The sequence below is a fragment of the Chlorobiota bacterium genome, from assembly GCA_016710285.1.
GTDB lineage: Bacteria > Bacteroidota > Ignavibacteria > OLB7 > OLB7 > OLB7.
This window is the reverse complement of the sequence record JADJXR010000001.1, coordinates 1,757,346-1,780,729: the sequence shown is the minus strand read 5'-3', so window position 1 is coordinate 1,780,729 and position 23,384 is coordinate 1,757,346. Positions and strand designations below refer to the sequence as shown.

19 protein-coding genes are annotated in these 23,384 nt (G+C 56.1%); 7 read left to right on the top strand and 12 right to left on the bottom strand.

The features are described from left to right. Positions 1–253: 253 nt before the first annotated feature. Positions 254–772, bottom strand: coding sequence for a hypothetical protein (locus IPM61_06310; GenBank protein MBK8910925.1), 519 nt, complete (start codon positions 770–772; stop codon positions 254–256). A 233-nt stretch (positions 773–1,005) separates the two neighbouring features. Then, the gene (locus IPM61_06305) at positions 1,006–1,476 is read right to left on the bottom strand and encodes a hypothetical protein (protein MBK8910924.1); all 471 of its coding nucleotides are present in this window, start codon (positions 1,474–1,476) and stop codon (positions 1,006–1,008) included. Between the two features lie 100 nt (positions 1,477–1,576). Between IPM61_06305 and IPM61_06300 the strand changes: the two genes are divergently transcribed. Continuing rightward, a complete protein-coding gene (locus tag IPM61_06300; GenBank protein MBK8910923.1) occupies positions 1,577–1,780 on the top strand; it encodes a hypothetical protein in 204 nt (67 codons plus the stop codon). Positions 1,781–1,815: 35 nt separating this feature from the next. Here IPM61_06300 and IPM61_06295 read toward each other — a convergent pair whose 3' ends face one another. The 3 genes from IPM61_06295 to IPM61_06285 form a co-directional block, all read right to left on the bottom strand. Further along, positions 1,816–2,445 carry a thioredoxin family protein gene (locus tag IPM61_06295; GenBank protein ID MBK8910922.1) on the bottom strand — a complete coding sequence of 210 codons (630 nt, stop codon included), beginning with the start codon at positions 2,443–2,445 and terminating at the stop codon, positions 1,816–1,818. A 46-nt stretch (positions 2,446–2,491) separates the two neighbouring features. Further along, positions 2,492–3,310, bottom strand: coding sequence for a hypothetical protein (locus tag IPM61_06290; GenBank protein ID MBK8910921.1), 819 nt, complete (start codon positions 3,308–3,310; stop codon positions 2,492–2,494). 102 nt (positions 3,311–3,412) lie between these two features. Beyond that, positions 3,413–4,330, bottom strand: a complete 918-nt coding sequence (locus IPM61_06285) for a hypothetical protein (GenBank protein MBK8910920.1) — start codon at positions 4,328–4,330, stop codon at positions 3,413–3,415. Between the two features lie 171 nt (positions 4,331–4,501). Between IPM61_06285 and IPM61_06280 the strand changes: the two genes are divergently transcribed. The 6 genes from IPM61_06280 to IPM61_06255 all read left to right on the top strand — a co-directional run bounded on the left by IPM61_06280 (position 4,502) and on the right by IPM61_06255 (position 16,242). Next, on the top strand, positions 4,502–4,912 hold the full coding sequence (locus IPM61_06280; GenBank protein ID MBK8910919.1) for a hypothetical protein: 411 nt from the start codon (positions 4,502–4,504) through the stop codon (positions 4,910–4,912). Between the two features lie 206 nt (positions 4,913–5,118). Continuing rightward, a complete protein-coding gene (locus IPM61_06275; GenBank protein ID MBK8910918.1) occupies positions 5,119–5,904 on the top strand; it encodes a DUF5602 domain-containing protein in 786 nt (261 codons plus the stop codon). Between the two features lie 249 nt (positions 5,905–6,153). Further along, positions 6,154–6,729, top strand: coding sequence for a hypothetical protein (locus tag IPM61_06270; protein ID MBK8910917.1), 576 nt, complete (start codon positions 6,154–6,156; stop codon positions 6,727–6,729). A 159-nt stretch (positions 6,730–6,888) separates the two neighbouring features. Next, a complete protein-coding gene (locus IPM61_06265; protein ID MBK8910916.1) occupies positions 6,889–10,545 on the top strand; it encodes a hypothetical protein in 3,657 nt (1,218 codons plus the stop codon). After that, complete coding sequence (locus IPM61_06260; GenBank protein MBK8910915.1) at positions 10,542–13,850, top strand: hypothetical protein; 3,309 nt, start codon at positions 10,542–10,544, stop codon at positions 13,848–13,850. Before IPM61_06265 ends, IPM61_06260 begins: the two co-directional genes overlap by 4 nt. A gap of 211 nt (positions 13,851–14,061) precedes the next feature. Then, positions 14,062–16,242 carry a tetratricopeptide repeat protein gene (locus tag IPM61_06255; protein MBK8910914.1) on the top strand — a complete coding sequence of 727 codons (2,181 nt, stop codon included), beginning with the start codon at positions 14,062–14,064 and terminating at the stop codon, positions 16,240–16,242. 84 nt (positions 16,243–16,326) lie between these two features. On the opposite strand, the gene IPM61_06250 is transcribed toward IPM61_06255, so the two are convergent. From IPM61_06250 to IPM61_06220, 7 genes are all read right to left on the bottom strand, one after another. Beyond that, entirely contained in the window at positions 16,327–17,679 is a 1,353-nt protein-coding gene (locus IPM61_06250) for a T9SS type A sorting domain-containing protein (protein ID MBK8910913.1), read from the bottom strand. 113 nt (positions 17,680–17,792) lie between these two features. Continuing rightward, positions 17,793–19,877 carry a TIGR03790 family protein gene (locus IPM61_06245; protein MBK8910912.1) on the bottom strand — a complete coding sequence of 695 codons (2,085 nt, stop codon included), beginning with the start codon at positions 19,875–19,877 and terminating at the stop codon, positions 17,793–17,795. Positions 19,878–20,133: 256 nt separating this feature from the next. Beyond that, a complete protein-coding gene (locus tag IPM61_06240; GenBank protein MBK8910911.1) occupies positions 20,134–20,784 on the bottom strand; it encodes a radical SAM protein in 651 nt (216 codons plus the stop codon). Positions 20,785–20,813: 29 nt separating this feature from the next. Further along, positions 20,814–21,842 carry a phenylalanine--tRNA ligase subunit alpha gene (gene pheS, locus IPM61_06235; GenBank protein ID MBK8910910.1) on the bottom strand — a complete coding sequence of 343 codons (1,029 nt, stop codon included), beginning with the start codon at positions 21,840–21,842 and terminating at the stop codon, positions 20,814–20,816. A gap of 165 nt (positions 21,843–22,007) precedes the next feature. Further along, positions 22,008–22,355, bottom strand: coding sequence for a 50S ribosomal protein L20 (rplT, locus tag IPM61_06230; protein ID MBK8910909.1), 348 nt, complete (start codon positions 22,353–22,355; stop codon positions 22,008–22,010). Positions 22,356–22,497: 142 nt separating this feature from the next. Then, positions 22,498–22,692 (bottom strand): 50S ribosomal protein L35, encoded by a 195-nt coding sequence (gene rpmI / locus IPM61_06225; GenBank protein MBK8910908.1) that lies wholly within the window; start codon positions 22,690–22,692, stop codon positions 22,498–22,500. Between the two features lie 50 nt (positions 22,693–22,742). Continuing rightward, positions 22,743–23,333 carry a translation initiation factor IF-3 gene (locus IPM61_06220; GenBank protein MBK8910907.1) on the bottom strand — a complete coding sequence of 197 codons (591 nt, stop codon included), beginning with the start codon at positions 23,331–23,333 and terminating at the stop codon, positions 22,743–22,745. Positions 23,334–23,384: the final 51 nt, after the last annotated feature.

Genomic DNA, 23,384 nt, shown 5'->3' with positions numbered 1-23,384 from the left:
GCATAAATTTTTTTGAGCACTCCCTTCGGAAGCTGCCTATCGGCACCCATTGCCGACGCTGTTGCCTGCTTCAATCTGCCCGCTTTGGGCTGCTGCGTGTGGACCAAAAAGCAACGAGCGGAAGCATCAACCCTATGGCTGATACTCCCGCTCTTCTACCAGGAAGGGAGACCGCTCGCTCCTGTGATTTGCAGGAAGATAGATGCACGACCTTCCCGCACAACTCTATGCTGTGATTGCTCCGATTCGATGCTTAGTGAACAACAATTGTCAGCGTGGCCGTGTTGTTCGATTCCACTGATTCATCCACTCCATTGGGGTCGTCAACGTTGAAGGTGAAGGTGTTGGGGCCGGTGCTTAACTCAACATCGCTGCTGACCACGCCAACGCCTCCGGCCGGTAACGACAGCGATGATGGAGTAAGCGGATAGCTTGGCGACATGGCGTTTGTGAACACCCCGCTGCTGTTGGCAACGCACAGTATCTCCCAGCGAATTTGGAAGATGTACTTCCCTCCCGATTCCCCTTTTGCTTCCGAGCGATCAACGTGGATGGTTGTGCCAGGGCGGCCCGGGCGTGCGTAGTTGTCGTGCCCCATCACATAAACTTTGCGAACCAACAGGTCCGGCTTCAGCGCGGGCAACTTCACTTCGGGGCGGCTGGTGCCAAGCGTGGTTTGTGCGTGGGCTGCTGCGCCAAGCGTAAGCGTGGCAGCAAGAATCATCAGTCCTTTTTTCATCATGTTCTTCGTACGGTTCTTCGTCGTGTTCATTGGTCTGTTCCTTGTTCAGTGTTGTGTTTGCGGGTGGTGGCAATCGGGGGGCGTGGCCGCCCCCCGTGGTGCCTTTCAAGTGGCGATGCGTTCCTCCTCCAATACGCTGTTCGCCGTTTTCTTTTTATCAGTCTTTTTCCCCAATCATCTCTATCCTCGCGGCTGCTCCCCAACACTCTGCCAACTCACTTTCGTGTGGTGGTGGTGTGTGTGTGTGGTGTTTTTCTGGTTGATTACGGGACAACGCTTAGCGTGAAGTCGCAGCGGTTGTTCCCTTCGTTGGTCTCGGCAACTGCGGCTCCGCTATCCAGAATGATGGTGATGGTGTGAATGCCTGGCGATGCGTAAATCTTTGCTTTGATTGGAACCATCGCCCCTGCCGGAACCATGATAGATGCTGGTGTCACCGGTGCCGGCGCGCCATCAATCAAAATTTGATTGACGAACACAGCCGTGTTGATTGCACCGGTGTTCCGCACGTTCACGTTCACGGTGTAGCCGTAGCGTGGCGGGCCGGCCAACATTCCGTCGGCATCGGCAATCCGCATGTTTACATCGGTTCCGCAGCCAACCGTGCGCAGCGATGCCGGCACGCCCGCGATTGATACTCTTCCAAAGTTGATTTCCGGTTGGGCATACGTTGCGGCCGTTACGGCCACCATTGCTACCACTACCATTGCCAGTGTTGTCATCAGCTTTTTCATTGGTCTTCTCCTGTTCATTCGGTTATTGTGTGTTTGTTGGTTTGTGCGATTCCTCTCTCCGTTGTTTCCTTTCATCTTCTCCGCTCTCGCGTTAATCACAATGCAAACTTGCACCCCTTCGGCAGGGGAATGCCAGCCCGTTTGTGGCAACGGCAGGAACAAGCAAGGGAACGGTGCGGCCCACGAAGGGAACGGTGGGAAGGGAACAGAAGAGAAGGATGGGAACGATGCAAAACTGCTCTTCCGTGGTTGCCGATTTGGGTTCCAATTATCGGAACACCAAGCAGCCACGGAAGAGCAGTGAAAAAAAAGCAGGAATGGCGAAGCGGAGATCGGCTGTTAGTATTTCACCGAGCAACCGTACGGCTGGGTGACGCTAACGCTCACCGGCTGGCCGCCCATGGATTCATCCAACGCTTGGCCAACGTAGTTGGTGGCTTTGGGAACATCCTCAGGGTCCGCCGAACGAATGTTGTCAATGGCTCCTTGATAGATGATGGTTTGGTCCGGAGCAATCACGAACATATGCGGCGTGGTGCGTGCGCCGTACATCTTTCCAACAGATCCATCTTCATCAATCAGCACCGCTGTTGGCAGTGCCCCTTTCTCCTTCATCTGCTCCATTGCTTGTTCCGGCGTTGAGTGCCCTTGCTTCCCCGGGGCCGATGAAATCACCGAAAGCCATATCACCCCTTTCTCCGTGTACTTCTTCTGAAGCGTCTGCATGTTCTTGCTGTTGTAATGTTTCTGCACGAACGGGCAGCCGTGGTTCAGCCATTCAATCACCACATACTTGCCGGCGTAATCGCTCAGTTTATGGGCGCGGCCTTGCGCGTCAACAAGGGTGAAATCTTGCGCTTTGGGGTTGGGATTTTCTGGCGATCCATCGGCCCAAGCATTGCCGATTGGAAGCGTCAACACCGCGCACAACGCCAGTGCCAGTAAGGGGAGAAACGTCCGCTTGTTCATGGTTGTTTTGGGAAGTGATTGTTGAATGTTGGATTCCTGTTTTTACTCACTCCGCCGCCAAAAGCGGAAGATCAAGATCAAGGGATTGATGCTTCGTGATCGCCAGCACGCCGCGCAGCCGCGTGACATCGGCGTTGGGGAATGGGGAGGCAGGGAGCATCACCACAAGCGTCCCGTTCTGCACGGTTGCCGGTTGCTGTCCGGAGTGGTCAATCACCCCTTCCTCTGCTGCGAAAAACCACACGTCGCCGAGGTTGGCCGGCACCGGAACAACAAGCCGAATCCCTTGCGCGGTTCGCTGCGCGCTTGCGCCCTTCAATGCTTCGCCGCTTGTTGGGACCTGTTGCTCATTCTCCTGGAACTGCTGGCTCCACTCCGTTTCCATGCTGGTGCTTGCCACATCTATCGCCACGCTTAGATCCGCTTTACCGGGGATGCAAACATCTTGGCATGCAAGCAGCGTGATGGCGGCCCCAATGGTAATTGTTGGAGTGGTGATGGTGGCTGGGGGGGTAAGGGTGGCCATCAACAGCACGTGGCCATCGTAGCCGTAGCAGACTTCGGGAGGATCCCCAAACAGGTGCGGCTGCGGCCATTCAAGATCGCTGATAGTGTAGCCTTCCGGGAGCTTCCAATCAACGGTGGTGGCCAAGCCCGCATCGCCAGGATTTTTCCAATAGATATGCCAGCTTGAGTCCATCTGCAACCGCACGGCAATCCGGAACGGTTCGCCGGGCTGCAGTGCCGTTTGCTGCGTCACAATCTCGGCATCAATATGCTTGGCAATGCGCGCCACCTTCCCGCCAGCAAGCAGCGGCATGGGAAGAAGAAACGCCAGCAGAAGGAGAGGGACAAGTTGGAGCATGGAAGGAATCGGCATGGATAGTTTTTTGGATGGAACGAAGGCACCATGATGACGAACCGCGCCGATTCCGAAGTGTACGGTTCCTCCTTGCTTTCTTCCCAGCTATCCATCTTCCACGCGCTTGTACAACCACCACTGCGGGGCCACTGGTTTCAGCATCACAACGTTGTGGTTCCAGACGTTCGGCAAGGCGTGGGGGGTGGCCGCGTGCAGGTATCCGTACGAGCTTTCCCCCACCATTCCCCCCACAAAGAAGAGGACCTCAGGATAAGCACTGTCGCGCTCAATCTTTTGGATACCCGCTTGCTCCCGTAGCTCCTGGACCGCGGCGCGGTTCAGGCGGTACATCATCAGTTCTTGCGGGGTGATGTCGTCGTCAAGTTCGCGGTACTCATCAATCGTGCTGAAGTCAAAATCGCGCAGGGCGAAGCTGTCCCATTGCTGGCTTTTGGCCAGGCGTTCGGCAACGGTGGTTGCTGCGGCAAGGTGGTCCCGCAGAAGCTCGGCAAGGATGTGGTCGGGAAGGAGCAAGCGAAGAAGGTCATCGCGAAGGACGCGGTCGTAATCGGAGCGGACATCGAACTTGCGGATGGATTCCTCAATCTGGCGGCGTTGCGAAAGGGTGGGGAATCGTGCAATCCTCTCAATCTTCCAGATAGAATCGCAGACGCAGGTGAAGTAGATATTCTCCGCCCCTTCCCACGACTCCACCGTCACCCACGCTGCCACCCGAATAACTCCATTTCCCGATGGAAGATGGATCAGCGAATCAAGGGTCATCCGGGCATCATAAAACCCCGTCCCTTTGAACCGCACCGGGCTTGTTCGGGCCAACGCTCCCGCCAGCCGTGGGCGGAACGCGGAGCGGTTGATGCTGTCGGACGGGGAAGCCGTTTGGGTGATGAAAACGCGCAGGAGTTCCTCCAGCGATGCGCTTGCGGGAAGCTCCTGGGCAAGGGCCCCGCGCCCGCCGAAGCAGAGCATGATGACCCAGATGGTATGGAAAGAAGAATAGCGCACAGGTGTTGTATGTTTGCGGCATCCACGAAGGGTGAGGCTTGGCAACGCACATCTTTGCTGCCCAGTTGCCACGCCCGGGCAAGATACGGCGGGTTCCGGTGGAATTCCTTCTTTTCTGCATCGTGCTTCTTCCCGATTGTGCGCCAGCAACCAACCATCCCACAAGGTTCAATGAAAGCCTTTAGCACTCTGCTTCGCACCACACTTCTTGCGCCGCCAATTGCCGCAGCAACGTTTGTGCTGGCTTGGTTTGCGCGCCAACCATTTGGCGGAGTTGGCGAATCGTTCAGCCTGTTGTTGGGGGTGCTGATTGTGGCCAGTGCCGCCAATGTGATGCTGACGTTGTTGTTGCTGCTGCTGGGCGAAACCGCACGGCGGCTAATCCCAACCATGGCCAGCCACACCACGTGGCGCGCGTTGTTGTTTGGGGTTGCCGGGGGCGCGGTTGCTGCGGGAATAGCCATGCTGCTGCTGTGGTGGCTCCCTTCTGGAAGCCAAGTTTTCAGCGTAGCAATGCTAAGCGGCGTAGTTGGCGGAATCGTCACGGGATTGGTGGTGGAGTCAATGCTGCACTCCAGATAAAGGAAGAGCGGGCAAAAAATCACCCCGCCAACTCACCCAAATAGGTGAGCCACACAGCAGGCAGTCATCATAGATTGCACAGCAGTTGCCGGTGGCGTGCTGTTGGCAAAACCGCCGAACAATAAAATTCGTAGCCAAGAACAATCTGGCAAACAATTCTGCAATTTGCAGTGCCTGTTCAATAACCAACCAAATTCCTACACAGTATGAACCGTATCAACAAAACTTCCCGCATCGCAATGGCGATGATGGCAACCGCGCTCACCATTGGCGTTGTGGGTTGCGAAGACGACACCACCGAGCCAACCTCGCTGGCAAAAACAATCATGGGCGACACCGCCGACGTTGGTAACGGCAAAGCGATGTCGTGGCTGAAGCTGGACGATGCTGGCAAGCCGACCTCGATTGGAGTCACCTTCACCGAGGCCGCAATGGAGGGTCTTCCAACAAACCCATTCCCCCCAACTGAGTGGGTCCTGACGCTCCCTGCCGAAGCATCCGCCACGGCTTACAACCACCTTGGGGTTGATTGGAACGCGCAGGGGCACGAGCCAATGAACATCTACACCATTCCTCACTTCGACATTCACTTCTACCAGATCACCCCAGCCGAGCGTGCGATGATTACCCCGGCCGACAGCCTTACGGGCTACATCCAACCCGGTGCCGACTACATTGCCAAGGATTACATCCTGCCCCCAGGAATCGTCCCCGGAATGGGTTTCCACGCGGTTGACACCACGGCCCATGAGCTTCACGGAACTACGTTCAACAAAACAATGATCTACGGCTACTTCAAAGGCAATTTGATCTTTACCGAGCCAATGATCACCCGTGATTACTTGCTTACGAAACCCGATTTCTCCGAGAGCCTAAAACTTCCGGCGAAGTACCCGGTAACCGGCAAATACTACGCCACCAAGTACAGCATCAAATACGATGCCGCCAAGAAGGAATACACCGTCTCCCTTGATGGCTTGACGATGCGGTAATCCACCAAGAAGCTCGGGGATACGAACATCCAACAGCGGCGCACCAGCAACGGTGCGCCGCTCTTTTTTTTACCCCCTTCTCCCTGTGAGTAATTCCTGCGTAGTTAATGAGTACTGCCAGCCCCTTTGATTGGCGATACGTTTGCCTGCGTCAACAAGGCTTCCCTGCCAATGGCAGTAGCGCGCACGCCGCCAAGCAGCCGAAGCCACAAGCGAACAACGCAACAAAGCAGAACAGGGGGGGACACCATGAAAATCGAACGAGCAAAAAGGATTGCGGCGGGGGCGTTGCTGGTTATCGGGATGCTGGCCGCAGCAAGCGGCGCACACGCCCAGCGGATCGCTTGGGATGTGATGGGGGCAGGCGGCAGCGTTGGCAGCGGGAACGGAACCCATGCTGTTTCGGCCACCGTTGGCCAGCCGATTATTGGCCCAACCGCCGGCAACCTGAACACCATTCAACAAGGCTTCTGGCTTCCACTTAGCCGCACTTCTTCGGCAGAGGAGCAACCAAGAAGCCAAACCACCGCGATGCTGGCCAACTACCCAAACCCATTCGCCAGCACAACCACCATCAGCTTCCGCCTGCCAGCTTCCGGCACGGTGCGGCTGCGGGTGCTGGACCTTATGGGACGCGAAGTCCAAACCATTGCCGATAACCAAGCAATGGAGGCAGGAGATCATACCATCACGTGGGATGCCCACAACGCTGCCAACCAACCCGTAGCAGCCGGACACTACCTGTGCCAACTTGAATTCCAACCCACTGCATCGCTTACCGGAGGACCAACCCGGTGGACCAGAATGATGCAGGTGAGGGAGTGAGATAGAAGGCAGGGAAGAACAGAACGCCGGTGGCCATAATCAACAGTCCTTACTCCTGTAGGAGGAAGGATGGGATAGCTATTGCCTGCATCCGGCACTTTTGACGCACGACAATTCCAACAACAGACTTCATCAACAACAACTTTAACGAACACAGCCATGAACCGCTTCACAGGACGTTTCCGTGGCGTTCGCAGGATACTTTCAACAACAGCCGTATTCCTGCTTGGGGCCAGCATTGCCTTCTCCCAAACGCCAACCACCATCACCTATCAAGGGCTTGTCACCGATAACGCCGGGTCCGCTCCGGTCCCCGATGGCAGCTACCAGCTGACCTTCCGCCTGTACAATGCTCCAACCGGTGGCACGCCGCTTTGGCAGGAGATCCAAACAACTCCAATCGCCCGAGGATTGTTCAACGTCTATCTCGGGTCGGTAACTCCGTTTGCCACGGCCAATCTTCAGTTCAACCAGCAGCTTTATCTGGGGGTGACGATCAACAATGGGACCGAGCTGCCACGAACCCAGCTGGCAAAAGTCCCCTTCGCCTTCCACGCCGATAACGCCGCCACTGCCGACCTGGCAACCACCGTCGTTGATGGCGCGATCACCGTCACCAAACTTGCCGATGGCGCCGTCACCGCTCCCAAAATTGCCATCGGAGCCATCACCACCGATAAAATCGCCGCCGGCGCAATCAGCAGCTCCAACCTTGCTGATGGGTCCATCACCCTCAACAAAATCAGCAACGCCGGCGCGGCCAATGGCCAGACCATCATCAACAACAACGGCAAACTTGAATGGGGCAACCCCGCCGGCGGAACCAACGATGGCGACATCACCGCCGTCACCGCCGGACCCGGGCTGCAAGGGGGCGGGTTCAGCGGACACGTCGCCCTTGAGGTTGCCCCGCGCGGCATCGTCAACAGCATGATTGCCGACAACGCCATTTCCACCAGCAAACTGGGCGACCGTGCGGTCACTCGCGACAAACTTGCCTTCAACTCCGTTGGCTGGAGCCAGTTGGATGATGATGCTGTGGATGGAAAGAAAATCTTAGATATGAGCATCGGACACCTGGACCTTGGCCTGACCGTGGTTCACACCGAGAACATCGCCGACGAAGCCGTCACCACCGGGAAGATCAGCAAACTGGGGGCGCAGAACGGGCAGGTGCTTTCGATGAAGAACGGGGCCATTGTCTGGGATTTCCCGACGCTTGGGAACGTGGCGGGTGGAGATTTAACGGGGAGCTATCCGAACCCACTGATCGCCCCGGGAGCCGTCAACAGCGCGAAGATTGCCGACGGGTCCATCAGCACTGCCGACATCGCCAACGGCGCGGTGAATAGCGCGAAGATTCTTGATGGAACAATCACCCTTGCCGACCTTGCGTTTGCAAGCCTTCCGCCAAGCGGACCTGCTGGCGGGGATTTGACGGGGACATATCCGGCTCCAACCGTGGCGGCCAACGCAATCACCAGCGCGAAGATTGCCGACGGCGCGGTTGCCAACGCGGACCTTGCCGACAACTCCGTCACCGGCGCGAAGATTGCCGATGGCGCGGTGGCATCGGTTGACATCGCCGATGGGACGATCACGCAACTTGATCTTGGCGCGAACTCCGTGGGGGCAACGCAGGTGGTTGATGGCTCGCTGAGCGGAGCCGACGTTGCCGATGGAAGCCTGAGCGGGGCCGACATTCAAGACGGCTCGGTTGGCCTTGCCGACCACGCCGCGAACTCCGTCAACAGCGCGACGATTGTTGACAACAGCGTGACCAGTGGGGACATCGCCGACGGCACGATCGTTACGGCAGACATTGCGCCGGGAGTAATCCCAACGACGCTTCCGCCGAGCGGTCCTGCCGGAGGCGACCTCACTGGAACGTACCCGAACCCGTCGGTGGCAGCCAACGCCATCACCAGCGCGAAGATTGCCGACGGCGCGGTTGCCAGCGCGGACATTGCCGACAACTCGGTGACGGGCGCGGATGTTCAGGATGGAAGCCTGACGGGGGTGGATATTCAAGATGGGAGCGTGAGCGGGGTGGATGTTGCCGATGGCACGATCGGGACCGCGGACGTTGCCGACGCAGCGATCACCAGCGGGAAGATTTTGGATGGCGCGGTTGCCAACGCGGATCTTGCCGACGATGCGGTCACCGCCAGCAAGATTGCGGCCAACGCCGTGAACGCCAGCGAGATTGGGTCCGACGCGGTCGGGACCAGCGAGCTTGCGCCGAACGCCGTCACCACCGCAGAGATTCTGGACAACACGATCACCACTGCGGATCTTGCCTTCACGAGCCTGCCGCCGAACGGGCCGGCCGGTGGGGATTTGACGGGAACGTATCCGAACCCGGCGATTGCCGATGGAGCAGTCACGGGGGCAAAGATTGCCGACGGGGCGATCTCGGCAGCGGACCTTGCCGATGGCTCGATCACCGGAGCAAAAATCGCCGACGGAACCTTGACCGCCGCCGACTTAGCCGACAACTCCGTCACCAGTGCGAAGATCGCTGACGGTGCCGTTGGAACTTCCGACCTTGCCGACAACTCCGTCACCAGTGCGAAGATCGCCGATGGTGCTGTTGGAACTTCCGACCTTGCTGACAACTCCGTCACCAGCGCGAAGATCGCTGACGGTGCTGTTGGAACTTCAGACCTTGCCGACAACTCCGTGACCAGCGCGAAGATTCTGGACGGAACCATCACCGCTGCGGACATTGCCGCCGGGGTGATCCCAACAACTCTTCCACCAAGCGGGCCGGCTGGCGGTGATCTTACTGGTAGCTATCCCAACCCAACCATCACCAACAACGCCGTCACCAGCGCGAAGATTCTGGACAACACCATCACCACGGCGGACCTTGCCTTCACGAGCCTTCCGCCAAACGGGCCGGCCGGGGGTGATCTTACTGGCAGTTATCCAAACCCAACCATCACCAACAACGCCGTCACCAGCGCGAAGATCGCTGACGGTGCTGTGGGAACTTCCGACCTTGCTGACAACTCTGTGACGAGTGCGAAGATCGCTGACGGTGCCGTTGGAACTTCCGACCTTGCCGACAACTCCGTCACCAGCGCGAAGATCGCCGACGGTGCTGTTGGAACTTCCGACCTTGCTGACAACTCCGTCACCAGCGCGAAGATCGCTGATGGTGCCGTTGGAACTTCCGACCTTGCTGACAACTCTGTGACGAGCGCGAAGATTCTGGACGGAACCATCACCGCTGCCGACATTGCCGCCGGGGTGATCCCAACAACTCTTCCACCAAGTGGACCGGCTGGCGGTGATCTTACTGGCAGTTATCCAAACCCAACCATCACCAACAACGCCGTCACCAGCGCGAAGATCGCCGACGGTGCTGTTGGAACTTCCGACCTTGCTGACAACTCTGTGACGAGCGCGAAGATTCTGGACGGAACCATCACCGCTGCCGACATTGCCGCCGGGGTGATCCCAACAGCTCTTCCACTAAGTGCGGTGGCTGGCGGTGATCTTACTGGCAGTTATCCAAACCCAACCATCACCAACAACGCCGTCACCAGCGCGAAGATCGCCGACGGTGCTGTTGGAACTTCCGACCTTGCTGACAACTCTGTGACGAGCGCGAAGATTCTGGACAACACGATCACCACCGCGGACCTTGCGTTCACAAGCCTGCCGCCGAACGGGCCGGCAGGGGGTGATCTTACTGGCAGCTATCCGAGCCCAACCATCACCAACAACGCCGTCACCAGCGCGAAAATCGCTGATGGCGAGGTGGGGAATGCGAACTTGCTAACCTTGCTGTTTCATCGGGAAAGATGATCGGCACCGGCTCGACTGCGGGTGATGTTTTAACCAGCACCGGCCCGGCAACCGCCCCAACGTGGCAGCCGCTTGGCGCAACCTTCTGGCGCACCGACGGCAACAGCGGGCTTGTTGACGGAACGAACTTCATGGGGACCACCGACAACGTGGCGGTGGATTTCCGGGTGAACAACCAGCGCGCATTGCGGCTTGAGCCAAACGCCACCAGCCCGAACATCATCGGCGGGTTTAGCGGGAACGGCGTTACTACTGGTGTGGTAGGTGGGGTCATTGCTGGCGGTGGGACTATTAGTACTGTAAACACCATAACAGATGACTATGGTGTGGTGGGTGGCGGTGCGAACAACCGTGCAGGAGATGATGCAGGCACAACATCAGATCACGGGTATGCGACCGTGGGTGGAGGGCTGACGAACACCGCATCAGGCTCTAGTGCAACGGTGGCTGGAGGGCAGGAGAACACCGCATCGGGGGATTATTCAACGGTGGCTGGAGGATATTTGAACGGAGCATCAGGCTATAGTTCAACGGTGGGTGGAGGGCTGACGAACACCGCATCAGAGATATATTCAACGGTGGCTGGAGGGCAGGAGAATACAGCATCGGAGCAGTATTCAACGGTGAGTGGAGGATATCAGAACGCCGCATCAGGCTTTAGTGCAACGGTGGCTGGAGGATATCAGAGCGAAGCATCAGGGGCGTATTCAACGGTGGCTGGAGGGCGGATAAACACTGCATTCGTAGAGTATTCAACGGTGGGTGGAGGATCTCTGAACGAAGCATCAGGGGCGTATTCAACGGTGGGTGGAGGGCAGGAGAATACAGCATCAGGCTCTAGTGCAACGGTGGGTGGAGGATATTTGAACGGAGCATCAGGCTCTAGGGCAACAGTGGGTGGAGGGCAGGAGAACACCGCATCGGTGGATTATGCAACGGTGGGTGGAGGATATTTGAACGGAGCATCAGGCTCTAGGGCAACAGTGGGTGGAGGGCAGGAGAATACAGCATCGGGGGATTTTTCAACGGTGGGTGGAGGGCAGGAGAACACCGCATCGGGATCACACAGCGTTATCGGTGGCGGTGAGCTGAACGAAGCCATAGATCAGTACTCAGTGATTGTGGGCGGCACGCTGAATTACGTGGAAGATGCTGGCACCGTTGTTGGCGGTCAAGAGAACGTTGCCACCTCCAACGATGGTGGCTCCGGAGCCTTCTACAGCTTTGTTGGCAGTGGCTTCCAGAACAGCGCAACCGGCAACAGAACAGGGGTGATGGTTGGCAGGGGAAACAGCGTAACCGGAACCAATGGAGCGATTGGAGGCGGCAATGAAAACACCATTGATAACTCCACAGACGCAATGATCGGCGCGGGGCTACGCGACAGCATCCTTGTTGCTCCGCAGAGCTTTATCGGCGGTGGCTCGCGCAACAAAATCGGTGGCGGACCCGGTGGGTTCACCAATGTTAGCCATGGGTTTATTGGCGGTGGCGAGAACAACAAAATCCAATCGGGATTTTTTGCAGGCGCCCACAACTCCATTGTTGGCGGCGAGGGGAACACCCTGTTTGGCGACCACAGCGTCATTGCCGGCGGAAGCAACAACACGAACAGTGGTGGCGGCAGCGGCCTTTTCTTTGGTGCCGGAAGCAACAACAACTCCGTTTCGGGCGGTTCCGACCATGCCATTGTTGCGGGATCAGGGAACCAAATTGGAGGGTCGGCAAGCGTGGCGCGGGGATTTGTTGGCGCGGGCCAGAACAACCGATTGCTGCGTGGGGCCAACAGCTTTATCGGCGCAGGTCTTAACGACTCACTCAGTGGCGACAACTCATTTCTTGGCGGCGGCGAAGGGAACCGCGTTGGCGGCGGTAGCGGCGGTGGCGGATTGCCAACGCACGCAGTGATTGTTGGCGGACGCAACAACAAAATCAACGGCGGATTTTTCAGCGGAGGTGAGTTCAGCATCATCGGTGGGGGAGAAGGGAATGAGCTGGTGACCGACCACGTGGTGATTGTTGGCGGATTCCAAAATCGCGCATTTGGTTCGCACAATGCGATTGTGGGAGGAACGGAGAACAGGATTGGCACAACTGTGGGGACGGCACTCGAAGGTTTCATCGGTGGTGGCTCGCAGAACCACATCGTCGCAAATGCCGATAACAGCGTCATCGGCGGTGGTGATCTTGACACCATCAATGGCGATAACGCCTTCATCGGCGGCGGCTTCCGGAATTTTTCCAGCAGCACCTTCAGCGTTATCGGCGGCGGGAACAGCAACCGTGCCACGGGCACCGGAAGCGCGATTCTTGGCGGACAAAACAACCGCGCAACCGGAACCAGCTCCGTGGTGGTTGGTGGCAACACCGACTCGGCCACAGCAACCGAAGCGTTTGTTGGCGGCGGATTGCGGAACACCGCAAGCGCGGCGCAATCGGTGGTGGTTGGTGGATCCGATAACAAAGCCACGTCAGCGAACTCGGGGGTGTTTGGTGGCGCAAACAACCGCGTGGCCAACACGTTTGCAACCATCGGCGGCGGCCAGAACAATCTGATTGACGCCACCGAAGGAGTGATTGGCGGAGGCTCGGGGAATCATATCCGTTTTAGCAGCGGGCGCGGGGTGATTGCCGGCGGATTGAACGACTCCATCAATGGTTCCTTCGGCGCAATCGGCGGCGGCGAACGGAACTTTGTGAACGGGACGGCATCGGCAATCCCCGGCGGGCGATACCTGGAGGTTGGCGACAACTCCTTTGGCTTCAACGGCTCGACAACGAACACTATGGTTGATGTTTCGGGCCAAGATACCATCGGGATATTCAACGATGTTGATTTGGCAATCGGCAACACCGACGGCCACGCGCAGGTGCTCCGCTTTTACGAGGATAACACCAGCTTCACCTACACCGGTACCAACTTCACGGGGCTGCGTTCGGCAGCCACAACCGCAGCGAACACCATCTACACCCTTCCCGATGCTGCGCCAGCATCGAATGGGCAGATGTTAGTGAGCACCACCGGCGGCGCGATGTCGTGGGGAAATAAAACCACGAAGACTACCGTGACCAAAGATGTTGCCTCGGTTGCTGCTGGCGCATCATCGGTCGAGACGTTCACGGTAACGGGTGCAGGCACAACCGGCGCGGTAAGCATCTCGCCACAAAACGCGTTAGCGGATGGATTGATTATCAGCTACGCGCGGGTTTCGGCAGCCGGCACTGTTGAAGTGAAGTTCCGCAACGAAAGCGGCGCGGCGATTGACCCGGCCTCGATGGACTGGTACATCTCCGTTGTGGAGTAATCCAGCGGAATAACTCAGCGGAATAACCCAGTGGAGTAATCCACCGGAAACTTCGGAAACGAACAGTGGGGCATTTCGGCGCATGGCAACACTGTGAAGCGGGCGCCGATTGAAGAAGGGGAACAAACGCAATCGGCACGTGGGGAAACCTTCGTGCCGATTGTGCTGTTTTTGTGCTGGCCATTCTCTTCAACTCAATTAGGTTATGGCAATGGATAAGACACTTGCCGAACTGCAATCAAGGCTGGAGACAGCACAAAGCCCACAGGAGCAAGTTGGCATTCGCAACCAGATTGCCCAAGCCGCCAAGCGGAAGGCCCCGCAGCAAATGTTGGAGTTCTGCGAGCAAACGCGGCTGATTGCCCGCCGCCACAACTACACCCGTGGCGAAGCCGACACCCTGCTGCTGATTGCTATGATGCTTGCACGGCTTACGCGCTTGCAGGAAGCCCTTGCCGCAATTCTGGAATCGCAAAGCCTGTATGCAGGGCTTGGGGAGATGCTGGGGCAGGCATCAACCTGCCAGATCATGGGGAATATCTACGGCGAAATGGGGCGATACCATCAAGCAATCTCAGCGTTAGAGCAAGGGTTGGAGTGCTGCGACCGGTGCGCAAGGCAAACGGAGCACGTGGCGGAAACGCGAGCGTTGATCGCTGCCGAAATCGCTTGGGTAAGCCTGATGATGAAGGAATACGCAAAAGCCATTGAATTTGCCGAGCAAGCAAAGGAGCTTTACCACAACGTTGCGGCCCACACCGATGAACACCGCATGATGACGATTATCGGAACAGCATACCAGGAGATGGGGCGTGTTGCCGAAGCGTTCGAGTGGTTCCGCCGTGGCGAAGCATTTGCCGAACGCCATAACGATGCCGAATGCACAGCAATCAGCGTTGCAAACATGGGCTACCTGATGCAATTGATGGGGAATTACGACGAAGCCTTAGCATTGCTGATAAAAGCCCACACATTGCTGCACCAAGTGGGGGTGGTAAATAATGAGATCGCCACGCTGGACATGATTGCCACGCTTTACTCCATTATTGGCAACCACGAAAGCGCCTTGCAGCATTACCACAACGCCCTACAGCTAAGCAGAACCACCGGAAGCCTGTACCACCAAGCCGCGTTGCTGAATAACGTTGGCGAATTATACATCACCTTGCAGAGGCACGACGAAGCCATGGATGTCTTGAATCAAGGGTTGAGCATTGCCCAGAAGCAGGGGTACGGCGTGATCTGCGCCGGATTGCGCCGAAATATCGGGGCGATTCGCAAACAGCAAGGGGACATGGCTGAAGCACTTCGTTGGTCCCGCGAAGCATTGCAAGAAATACGTGGCTATCATGTTTGGAAAGAAGAGGTGAACGCGCTGTATGCCGTTGGTTCCCTTTTAATTGAAGCAGGGGAATTTGCCGAAGCGATCGCCACGCTGCAGCAAGCATTAACCCTGATAGAATCGGCGAACTCCATCAGTCATGAACTTAGGGCAAAGCTCCATAAAGCCATAAGCGATGCCCACAAGCAGCAAGGTGAGTTTGATTTGGCATATCACCATTATGTGAGCTACCATCAGGCGCAATCTGGCATGGCGGCTGCCGAGCACGATCGCAACCGCCAGATGCTGATGATGCAATTTGACCTTCGCCAAACCCGTAACGATGCCGAGGTGTACCGCCTGCGAAGCGAGCAATTAGAGCGATTAATGCAGCACCGCCGTGCCGAGTTAAGCGCGCTGGCATTGCAGCTGGTGCAGAAATCCGAATTTCTCCATTCCTTCCGTGAGCAAATTCGGAGCATTATTCTTGCTGATGATGCGGCATTGCGGGAGCGCGTGGTAGAGTTATCGCAGCTATTGGATAGCCAAAATTCCACCAGCGATGAGTGGGAATTATTTGAGAAGCAAATGAACGAGTCGCAAGGCTCGTTCATGCAAGCGGTAACAGCACAATGCCCACGATTAACCCCAACGGAATTGCGTGTTTGTTTTTTAATCAGGATTGGGTTATCAACAAAGGAAATTGCCAGCCTGTGCAACGTCACCGAACGGGATATCGAATCGCACCGGCGAAATATCCGCCGGAAGTTGGAGCTGCCCGCCCACAAAACATTGATAGAATACCTTGATGACATTGCCATCCGAACAGTGAAAACAATACTGCGAAGCGAGGACCCCACCGTAACCGCTCGGTTAAAAGAACGATTTCCAGCACTGAGCGGGAAAGAATTAAAGATTTGCGTTCTTCTGCGAAGCGGATATTCCACAAAGGAGATAGCGGGAATTTTATCAACGTCGGAGCGCACAGTGGAAAATCACCGTTATCACATTCGCCAGAAATTAGGGTTGTCCCCAGAAATTAATTTGGGGACATTTTTTGCAGGGATATAATCAACAAAAGAAACGGGCTGACTTCCAGCGGAAGCCAGCCCGTTTGTTGTTGTTGTTTTGTTGTCTGCGAAGCCGATAATGGATTTACCGCACCACCGACAATTTGCTGCTGTAGGCCTTCCCGTTAGCAAGCATCCGAACAACGTACGCGCCGTTGTTCATGTTGTCCAACGGCAGAGCAACAGTGTAGTTACCGGGGATAAATTTATCATCCACAAGGCGTGCCACATGGTCGCCGCTTACGCTGTACAGATCAATGCTTACGTGTGCTGGCTCGGTCAGCGAGTATGGCAAACGGGCATCATTGCTTACCACTGGGTTTGGCGTGGTTTCGCCAAGCCCTTGGCTGGTTGCATCCTTGCCCAGAACATACTGAACCCCTGATGCAGAGAGATCAACAGTGCCGACCCAGGTCATATCAAAGTTCACCATCGAAGGCTTGCCATTCCGGCTAAGACGTGAGTACACGCTAAACACGCGATCCGTATCGTTCTCAGAAAACATGGCTACGCCAAATGCTTTGTACTGGTCAATTGGGTTGGAGCGTGTGTCAACTAACTCTCCTGTTGCTTGGTTAGTTGTTAATACTCCCGACCTCCATTCCTCATAGCCAATAATCCCTTGATATTCGCGCGGGCTGTTTTGCTCAATGCTGGTTAATGGCGTAGCAAAATCGTTGACGTACATCAACAATGCTGATTCGTCAGCAGTAAACTCCAACGGCTGCTCGAATTCCACAGTAAGCCCTGCAATTCCGCCTTGCCCTGTGATAGTGCTCTTTAAAGTCTGGCCATCAACTTCCACCTCATAGACTTTCAAGGGGTCTAGGGAGCTACGCATTGCCCGGAAACCACTTTGACGATATGCGGAGCTGGTATAATCCACATTTAATTTGTGGACGGATAGGACACCAATGTTCAGCTGATCCGCAGGTGTAGTGTTATTTGGGTTATGGTAGATCAATGCACGGACGGCATTCAGGGTCCATCCCCGCGCGCCTTTGAATTGCTCAATGTAAGCTTGGTCATCGGTGATAACGTTGGTATCACCATACCGCTTGGTTTTGCCTTCGGACGTATAGTATTGGTCGTAAAAACTATACAAGTATTTCATGGGAAATATCTGGCCAACACCACGCTGAATAGCTTGCCCCCCGCCTTGGATAGAATAAGCAAATGGCACTTCAAAGTCATTGCGGTTCGTGTCAACACGGAACCCTTCATCATTGATGGCTGAGCGCTCAATAATCTGCGAATTAAACACGTATTCCTTTTCCTCAGATACGCGCCATTCAGGGCGGGCAATTACCGGAGGAATTGTTTTGTTGACGATCGGGATCTCAATCGTAGGTGCTTTTGTGGAGATGTCGAGCTGCTGCGCTGTTGCAGCCGAGCCAGCAGCCAGTGCAGCTGTGGCAAGAAGTAGGAATCGTCTCATGGTACTTCCCTTGGTTTTAGGTTGGTTTGAACAGGTTTATGTTTATGAGGATGCAGTTGCTTGTTGATTGACTCTACAGAATTCGCAAGAGTTACAGCTGGATTTTTGGGCGGTTATTGCACCGCAACAGCTGTTTGCGTAATGCTTCTACGATTATTGTGCTTATCAATAACTGTTAGTCGGCAGAGATATATCCCTGAGGCTAACCCCTCTTTTTTTAATTCAATTGTGTGATCTCCACCCAGATTATTATTCGTATAAGACCGCGCCACGCGACCCAGATGGTCAATAATATCAACTTCTACCGCTGCCGCTTCGATCGGTACTGAATAACGAACCGTTGTGTTATTCATGAATGGATTTGGCTCAATACTTAGATGCATTGCCGATAATTCCCATGCTGTTGGTGCGGCTGCGCTGTTTGTCTTCTGGCCATACAGTTTTATCTGTTTTGTTCCAGCACCACCACTATTCAGCACCCGAATCACCGCCGAATCCATCCCTTCTGCCGAAGGGCGATACACCACCGTGAACTGCAGGCTGTCCCCACCAAGAATTAGGTAGGGATATTTTACTGCGGGCGATACTCGGAAAGCGGATGCCCCGGATCCGGTAATCGAAAGGTTATTCACCCGCACGGTGTCCAGCAATGTGGCGTTGCGCACAACAATGGTTTTCGTCACTGCCGTGTCACCCAATCCAGCAATGAAATTTGCCTCGGTTGGGGTTATCACTGCCGGGCGCACGCCGAACCCCGTTGCCGTGAAGGATGTTGTGAAACTCCCCCCCTTTCCCCGCTGGTACTGCAATGCCACAAGCGCGCCAATGGTTCCATAAACGGAAGGCCGGCAAGTGACAATGACTCCGATCGAGTCCCCGGGCGGCACTGTTGCCGGGAAAGAACTACCCAACAACTCAGCGGAGAAATCGGCGGCATACGTTCCATGGAGACTGATGGCCGCCACCGTTAAGTCGGAGGAGTCAAGGTTCTGCACCCACGTCGTGTCGCGTAGCGGCTCGAACCGAAAACCGGAATCTATGGCGACCACGGCCTGGGTTGGGCGCATCAACATCCGCAGCCGCATTTTGGGGTCGCCAATCACTACCTGCCGCCATGCAAGCCACGGCGATGCGGCCCAATAACTTTCGGCCATGTTGAACCCGCTGGTGTAGCGGTCGAACAAGATATGCGGGCGGGCCATCACTTCCAGATATGGTTCGTCGGTGTAGCCTTTGATTCCGCAAACCCCTTCGGCAATCCAATCGGCAATCAGCGATTGCCCATATCCTGTTCCTGGCTTAAACGAACGCCCCCCGGTCGAAACGTAGGTTTCGGCGATTGATCCATTCAGCCACGTGTTCCCGGGCTTTGCCTTCTCGCCGCCACCGCTGTGGCCGTCGTTGCTTCCCCACGATGCGTACCCGATAACGTTCTGCTGGCCATGCAGATATACCGTGTCGTTGTTCCGAACCACCGTTTGCCCTTTTGCTTGCAGCAGCGTATCGCTCCAACGCATCCAATCGTTCCCAACTTTATACCCGCCTCCGTCCCGCCACGGGTCAATATCAAGCACCCAGTTTCCTTCCCCCAACAACGCCGGTTCTTCCGCACGTTGGATATAGGATTTGACTTGCTCCACCGTGTAGGCATCCAGCCGCGTGACCAAGTACATCGGCAAGCTGACTGGGTCGCGCTTGAAGTGCTGGGTGGAACCGTAGTATCGTGAGATAGGGATGTTGAGGTTGATTTTCACCGCCAACATCGCCGAGGAATCTTTCCCGTTGATTAAGGCCAAGCAATCTTCAAAGGAGCATTGCCCACCTTGGACGTACGCTTTTAGCACCACCGAATCCACATAGTCCCACACCGAAGTCCGAATCCGCAGCGGGCAACCCTTTGTGGTGACAATGTAGTTGATGGAATTCACCACGTTCTGCTTCTGCATCCACTCCTGAATCTGCCATTTCAATGGGATGAATGTTGCCGAGTCCATCGTCTCGGAAGTGTCAACATTGATGCGGCAGATGTTCCGCTCAGGGATGTTGCGCCGCGCCGCAAAGTATGCCCCAATCTCGCGCGAGCTCCAGCTCCGCTCGTTGATGACCAGCATCACGTCATCATAACTCTCGGCCGTTTGTTGGGCAACGGCCGGAAGCGTGATAATGGCGATTAGAACTGCATAGAGAAGGTAGGTCATCGCATAGACTCTCAGGAAAGATGCGTTCTTGGGCACAGCACCCATGCTTCTTACAAGACACCGAACAGGGGAAAAGTTCTCACCCCCCATTGAGATTTTTTTCAGCAAGAGCAGATGGAATGCGGCAACGGTTGCAAGCAACTCTATCAAAGTAGGTACGCCGGAAGGACGCGGCGAAGATAGCGCGAAATTCATTTCATAGGAAAGAGTTTTTCCTTGCGGGGAGCATCTTGTTGATCAGTCCTTTGGGAGGGCCTTACACCCCGCGCCTATCTGGCTCCCAGATAAACTTGTGCATTTGCAGCTGGAACCGCACGTTCAGCCCGTCGGCAAGGATCCATTCAACAAGGCGCACCGGCTCGATGCTGGAAAACACTGGCGAGATCAGCACGGCCCCCACACGCTCGGGCAAACGATGCTGGACGATAAGCTCCCGTGCCCACTCATAATCACGGCGCGAAGCGCAAACGAATTTGACTTCATCCTGCTTTGTGAGCAAAGGGATGTTCTCCAGGCGGTTCCGCTTCGCCATGCCGGAGTCGGGCGTTTTCAGGTCCATGATGCGGATAACGCGGGGGTCGCACAACCCAATGTCCATGTGCCCTCCGGTTTCCACCGCGACGGTGTAGCCTTCGTCCAGAAACTGCGCCATCAGCGGGTGCACCTCCGACTGCTCCAACGGCTCCCCCCCGGTGAACTCCACAAACTGAGCAGGGTGGCGTTGGACCTCCGCCCGTATCTCCTCAAAACTCATCCACGTTCCGCCTGTGCGGTGGTCCAAAGCGTAGGGGGTGTCGCAGTAGCTGCACCGAAGCCCGCAGCCGTGAAGCCGCACAAACACGCAGGGCAACCCAGCGCGGGTTCCTTCGCCTTGGATGGAGAAGAAGACCTCGCTGACTTTCAGCATTCCGGGTGCGATTGGGCGGATCATTGTGGTTAGAACTGCTCCAGCAATCGGATGTCGTTTTCGTACAACAGCCGCAGGTCGTTCAGGCCAATTTTCAGCATCAAGGTCCGCTCGATGCCCATCCCGAAAGCGTAGCCGCTGTAGATTTCGGGATCAATCCCGCAGTTGCGGAGCACGTTGGGGTGGACCATTCCGCAGCCCAGAATCTCTAGCCATCCGCTCTCCTTGCAAATCCGGCATCCCTTCCCTTTGCAAAGGAAGCAGGTGATATCTAACTCCGCCGAAGGCTCGGTGAACGGGAAGAAGGAGGAGCGGAAGCGGATGTTGACATCGTTGCCATAGTAAGCGCGTGCGAACTCGCAGACGGTTCCTTTCAGCTGCGCCATCGTCACCCCTTTATCAATGTAAAGGCCTTCCACTTGGTAGAACTCGGCGCCAGCGCGTGCGGTTATCGCCTCGTTGCGGTACACCCGGCCCGGCATAATGCAGCGGATCGGGGGCTTCTGCGATTGCATCACCCGGATTTGCACCGGCGAGGTGTGGGTTCGCAGCAGCACATCGGCGCGGTCCTCGGCTTCCACAAAGAACGTGTCCTGCATATCGCGTGCGGGGTGGTCGGGGGGGAAGTTTAGGGCCTCGAAGTTGTGGTAATCATCCTCAATATCTGGGCCGCTGGCAATGCTGAATCCCATGCGGGTGAAGATTTCTTCCATTCGTGCTTTTGCCCGCATCAGCGGATGCTCGTGGCCGTGGTAGAAGGTTCGGCTGGGCAAGGTGACATCGGCGCGTGGGTTGCTTGGTGCGTCGGGCGATGCGTCGGCGTAGCGTGCTTCGGCATCGGCAAAGGCCGCTTCGGCAGCGGTGCGAAGCTCGTTCAATGCTTGCCCAACTTCCCGCTTTTGCTCCTTTGGAACTTCCCGCAGCCGGTCGAACAGCCCGGCGATTGTTCCTTTGCGAACAAGGTGCTTCAGGCGGAAGGCTTCGGCATCGGTTGCCGAGGCAATGGCTGCGCAGTCGGATTCAATCTGCAGGCGAAGTTGGGCAATGGCTTCAAGCATACGGCGTTGGAAGTAAAAGAACGGAAGAGTGGGACGTTGCGTATCGGCTGGGGAAGGAACTTCCCCCTTGCAAGCGGTCGCATGATAAACAACAAATCCCCTTTTTCGCAACTATGCGGAAAAGGGGATTGCTGATTTTGCTGGTGGCCGCGCGTGGTTTTCCGCTTAGGAGTTGACGTGCGCCACAATCTGCTTGAACATCTCCGGCTGGTTCATGGCGATTTCTGCCAACACCTTCCGGTTGATTCCAAGCCCTTTTTTGTTCAAGCCATCAATAAGGCGGCTGTAGGTGGTGCCGTTCAGGCGTGCAGCAGCGTTAATGCGCACAATCCAGAGGCGGCGATAGTTCCGCTTTTTCAGGCGGCGGTCGCGATAGGCATGGGTAAGCCCTTTCTCGACGTGGTTTTTGGCAATGGTCCAGACCGCCGAGCGGTCGCCCCAATACCCTTTGGCTAATTCAAGCACGCGCCGGCGGCGTTCCCGCGAGGCGACTTTGTTTTTTGAACGTGGCATGGTTAGGCTTTACAGATTTTGTGTTGATAAGATGGACGCAGGCAAGTATCTGTCCGGTGTTCCGGTGTCCGCGCTGTGTGGGCGGGCACTGTGCCATGCGTGTGGTTTTGAAGCTGGCGCGGGCGTAAGAAGCTGGCCAGAATTACATACCAAGCATATGCTTGATGCGCGGTTCATCAACCGCACCAACCATTTGGGCTTTGCGAAGCTGGCGCAAACGCTTTGGTGCTTTTTTGGTGAGGATGTGGCTGCGGTTGGCGCTTTCGCGCTTTAGCCGCCCCGACCCCGTCACCTTGAAGCGTTTTGCCGCCCCGCGGTTGGTTTTCATTTTGGGCATTGTGTGTTCCTCCCTGTATGAACGTAACGTTGAAAATAGGACGAGAGAGCTTAGGCCGTGGCCTTTTTCTTCTTGCTATCTGGAGCAAGGGTCATCCACATGTTTCGTCCTTCCATGCGGATCGGTTGTTCCACTTTGGCATCATCGGCCAAAGCGTCAATAATTCCCTGTAACAGGTCGCGCCCAATTTGCTGGTGCGTCACTTCGCGCCCTTTGAACACCACCACAAACTTCACCTTGTTCCCTTCCTGCAAGAACTCACGGGCATGGCGGGTTTTGAAGTCAACGTCGTGGGTGTCGGTGCGGGGATGCAGCCGAACTTCCTTCAGTTGCTGGACCTGCTGGTTTTTTCGCTGAACTTTGTCGCGCTTCTGCTGCTCGTAGCGGAGCTTGCCGTAATCCACAATTTTGCACACTGGTGGATCGGCGTTTGGGGCAATCTCCACAAGGTCAAGCTCCCGCTCCATTGCAAGCTGCATGGCTTCGCGCGGGTGCATCAATCCTAACTGATCCCCGTTGTCATCAATGACACGAACCAGCGGAGCGCGAATCTCGCGATTGACACGAAGTTGGCCTTCACGCACGGGACGGCCCTGTTGAAATCTTCCTATTGCGGTACCTTTTTTGAGTTGGTAAATCATGACCCAGCCAACAGAGGCTGGGAAAAGAACTTGCAAAGGTACGGCAGGGCA

Coding starts and splice junctions, on each gene's coding strand:
- IPM61_06310 (MBK8910925.1), bottom strand. CDS start 772: ATGAACACGACGAAGAACCGTACGAAGAACATGATGAAAAAAGGACTG.
- IPM61_06305 (MBK8910924.1), bottom strand. CDS start 1,476: ATGAAAAAGCTGATGACAACACTGGCAATGGTAGTGGTAGCAATGGTG.
- IPM61_06300 (MBK8910923.1), top strand. CDS start 1,577: ATGCAAACTTGCACCCCTTCGGCAGGGGAATGCCAGCCCGTTTGTGGC.
- IPM61_06295 (MBK8910922.1), bottom strand. CDS start 2,445: ATGAACAAGCGGACGTTTCTCCCCTTACTGGCACTGGCGTTGTGCGCG.
- IPM61_06290 (MBK8910921.1), bottom strand. CDS start 3,310: ATGCTCCAACTTGTCCCTCTCCTTCTGCTGGCGTTTCTTCTTCCCATG.
- IPM61_06280 (MBK8910919.1), top strand. CDS start 4,502: ATGAAAGCCTTTAGCACTCTGCTTCGCACCACACTTCTTGCGCCGCCA.
- IPM61_06275 (MBK8910918.1), top strand. CDS start 5,119: ATGAACCGTATCAACAAAACTTCCCGCATCGCAATGGCGATGATGGCA.
- IPM61_06270 (MBK8910917.1), top strand. CDS start 6,154: ATGAAAATCGAACGAGCAAAAAGGATTGCGGCGGGGGCGTTGCTGGTT.
- IPM61_06265 (MBK8910916.1), top strand. CDS start 6,889: ATGAACCGCTTCACAGGACGTTTCCGTGGCGTTCGCAGGATACTTTCA.
- IPM61_06260 (MBK8910915.1), top strand. CDS start 10,542: ATGATCGGCACCGGCTCGACTGCGGGTGATGTTTTAACCAGCACCGGC.
- IPM61_06255 (MBK8910914.1), top strand. CDS start 14,062: ATGGATAAGACACTTGCCGAACTGCAATCAAGGCTGGAGACAGCACAA.
- IPM61_06250 (MBK8910913.1), bottom strand. CDS start 17,679: ATGAGACGATTCCTACTTCTTGCCACAGCTGCACTGGCTGCTGGCTCG.
- IPM61_06245 (MBK8910912.1), bottom strand. CDS start 19,877: ATGACCTACCTTCTCTATGCAGTTCTAATCGCCATTATCACGCTTCCG.
- IPM61_06240 (MBK8910911.1), bottom strand. CDS start 20,784: ATGCTGAAAGTCAGCGAGGTCTTCTTCTCCATCCAAGGCGAAGGAACC.
- pheS (MBK8910910.1), bottom strand. CDS start 21,842: ATGCTTGAAGCCATTGCCCAACTTCGCCTGCAGATTGAATCCGACTGC.
- rplT (MBK8910909.1), bottom strand. CDS start 22,355: ATGCCACGTTCAAAAAACAAAGTCGCCTCGCGGGAACGCCGCCGGCGC.
- rpmI (MBK8910908.1), bottom strand. CDS start 22,692: ATGCCCAAAATGAAAACCAACCGCGGGGCGGCAAAACGCTTCAAGGTG.
- IPM61_06220 (MBK8910907.1), bottom strand. CDS start 23,333: ATGATTTACCAACTCAAAAAAGGTACCGCAATAGGAAGATTTCAACAG.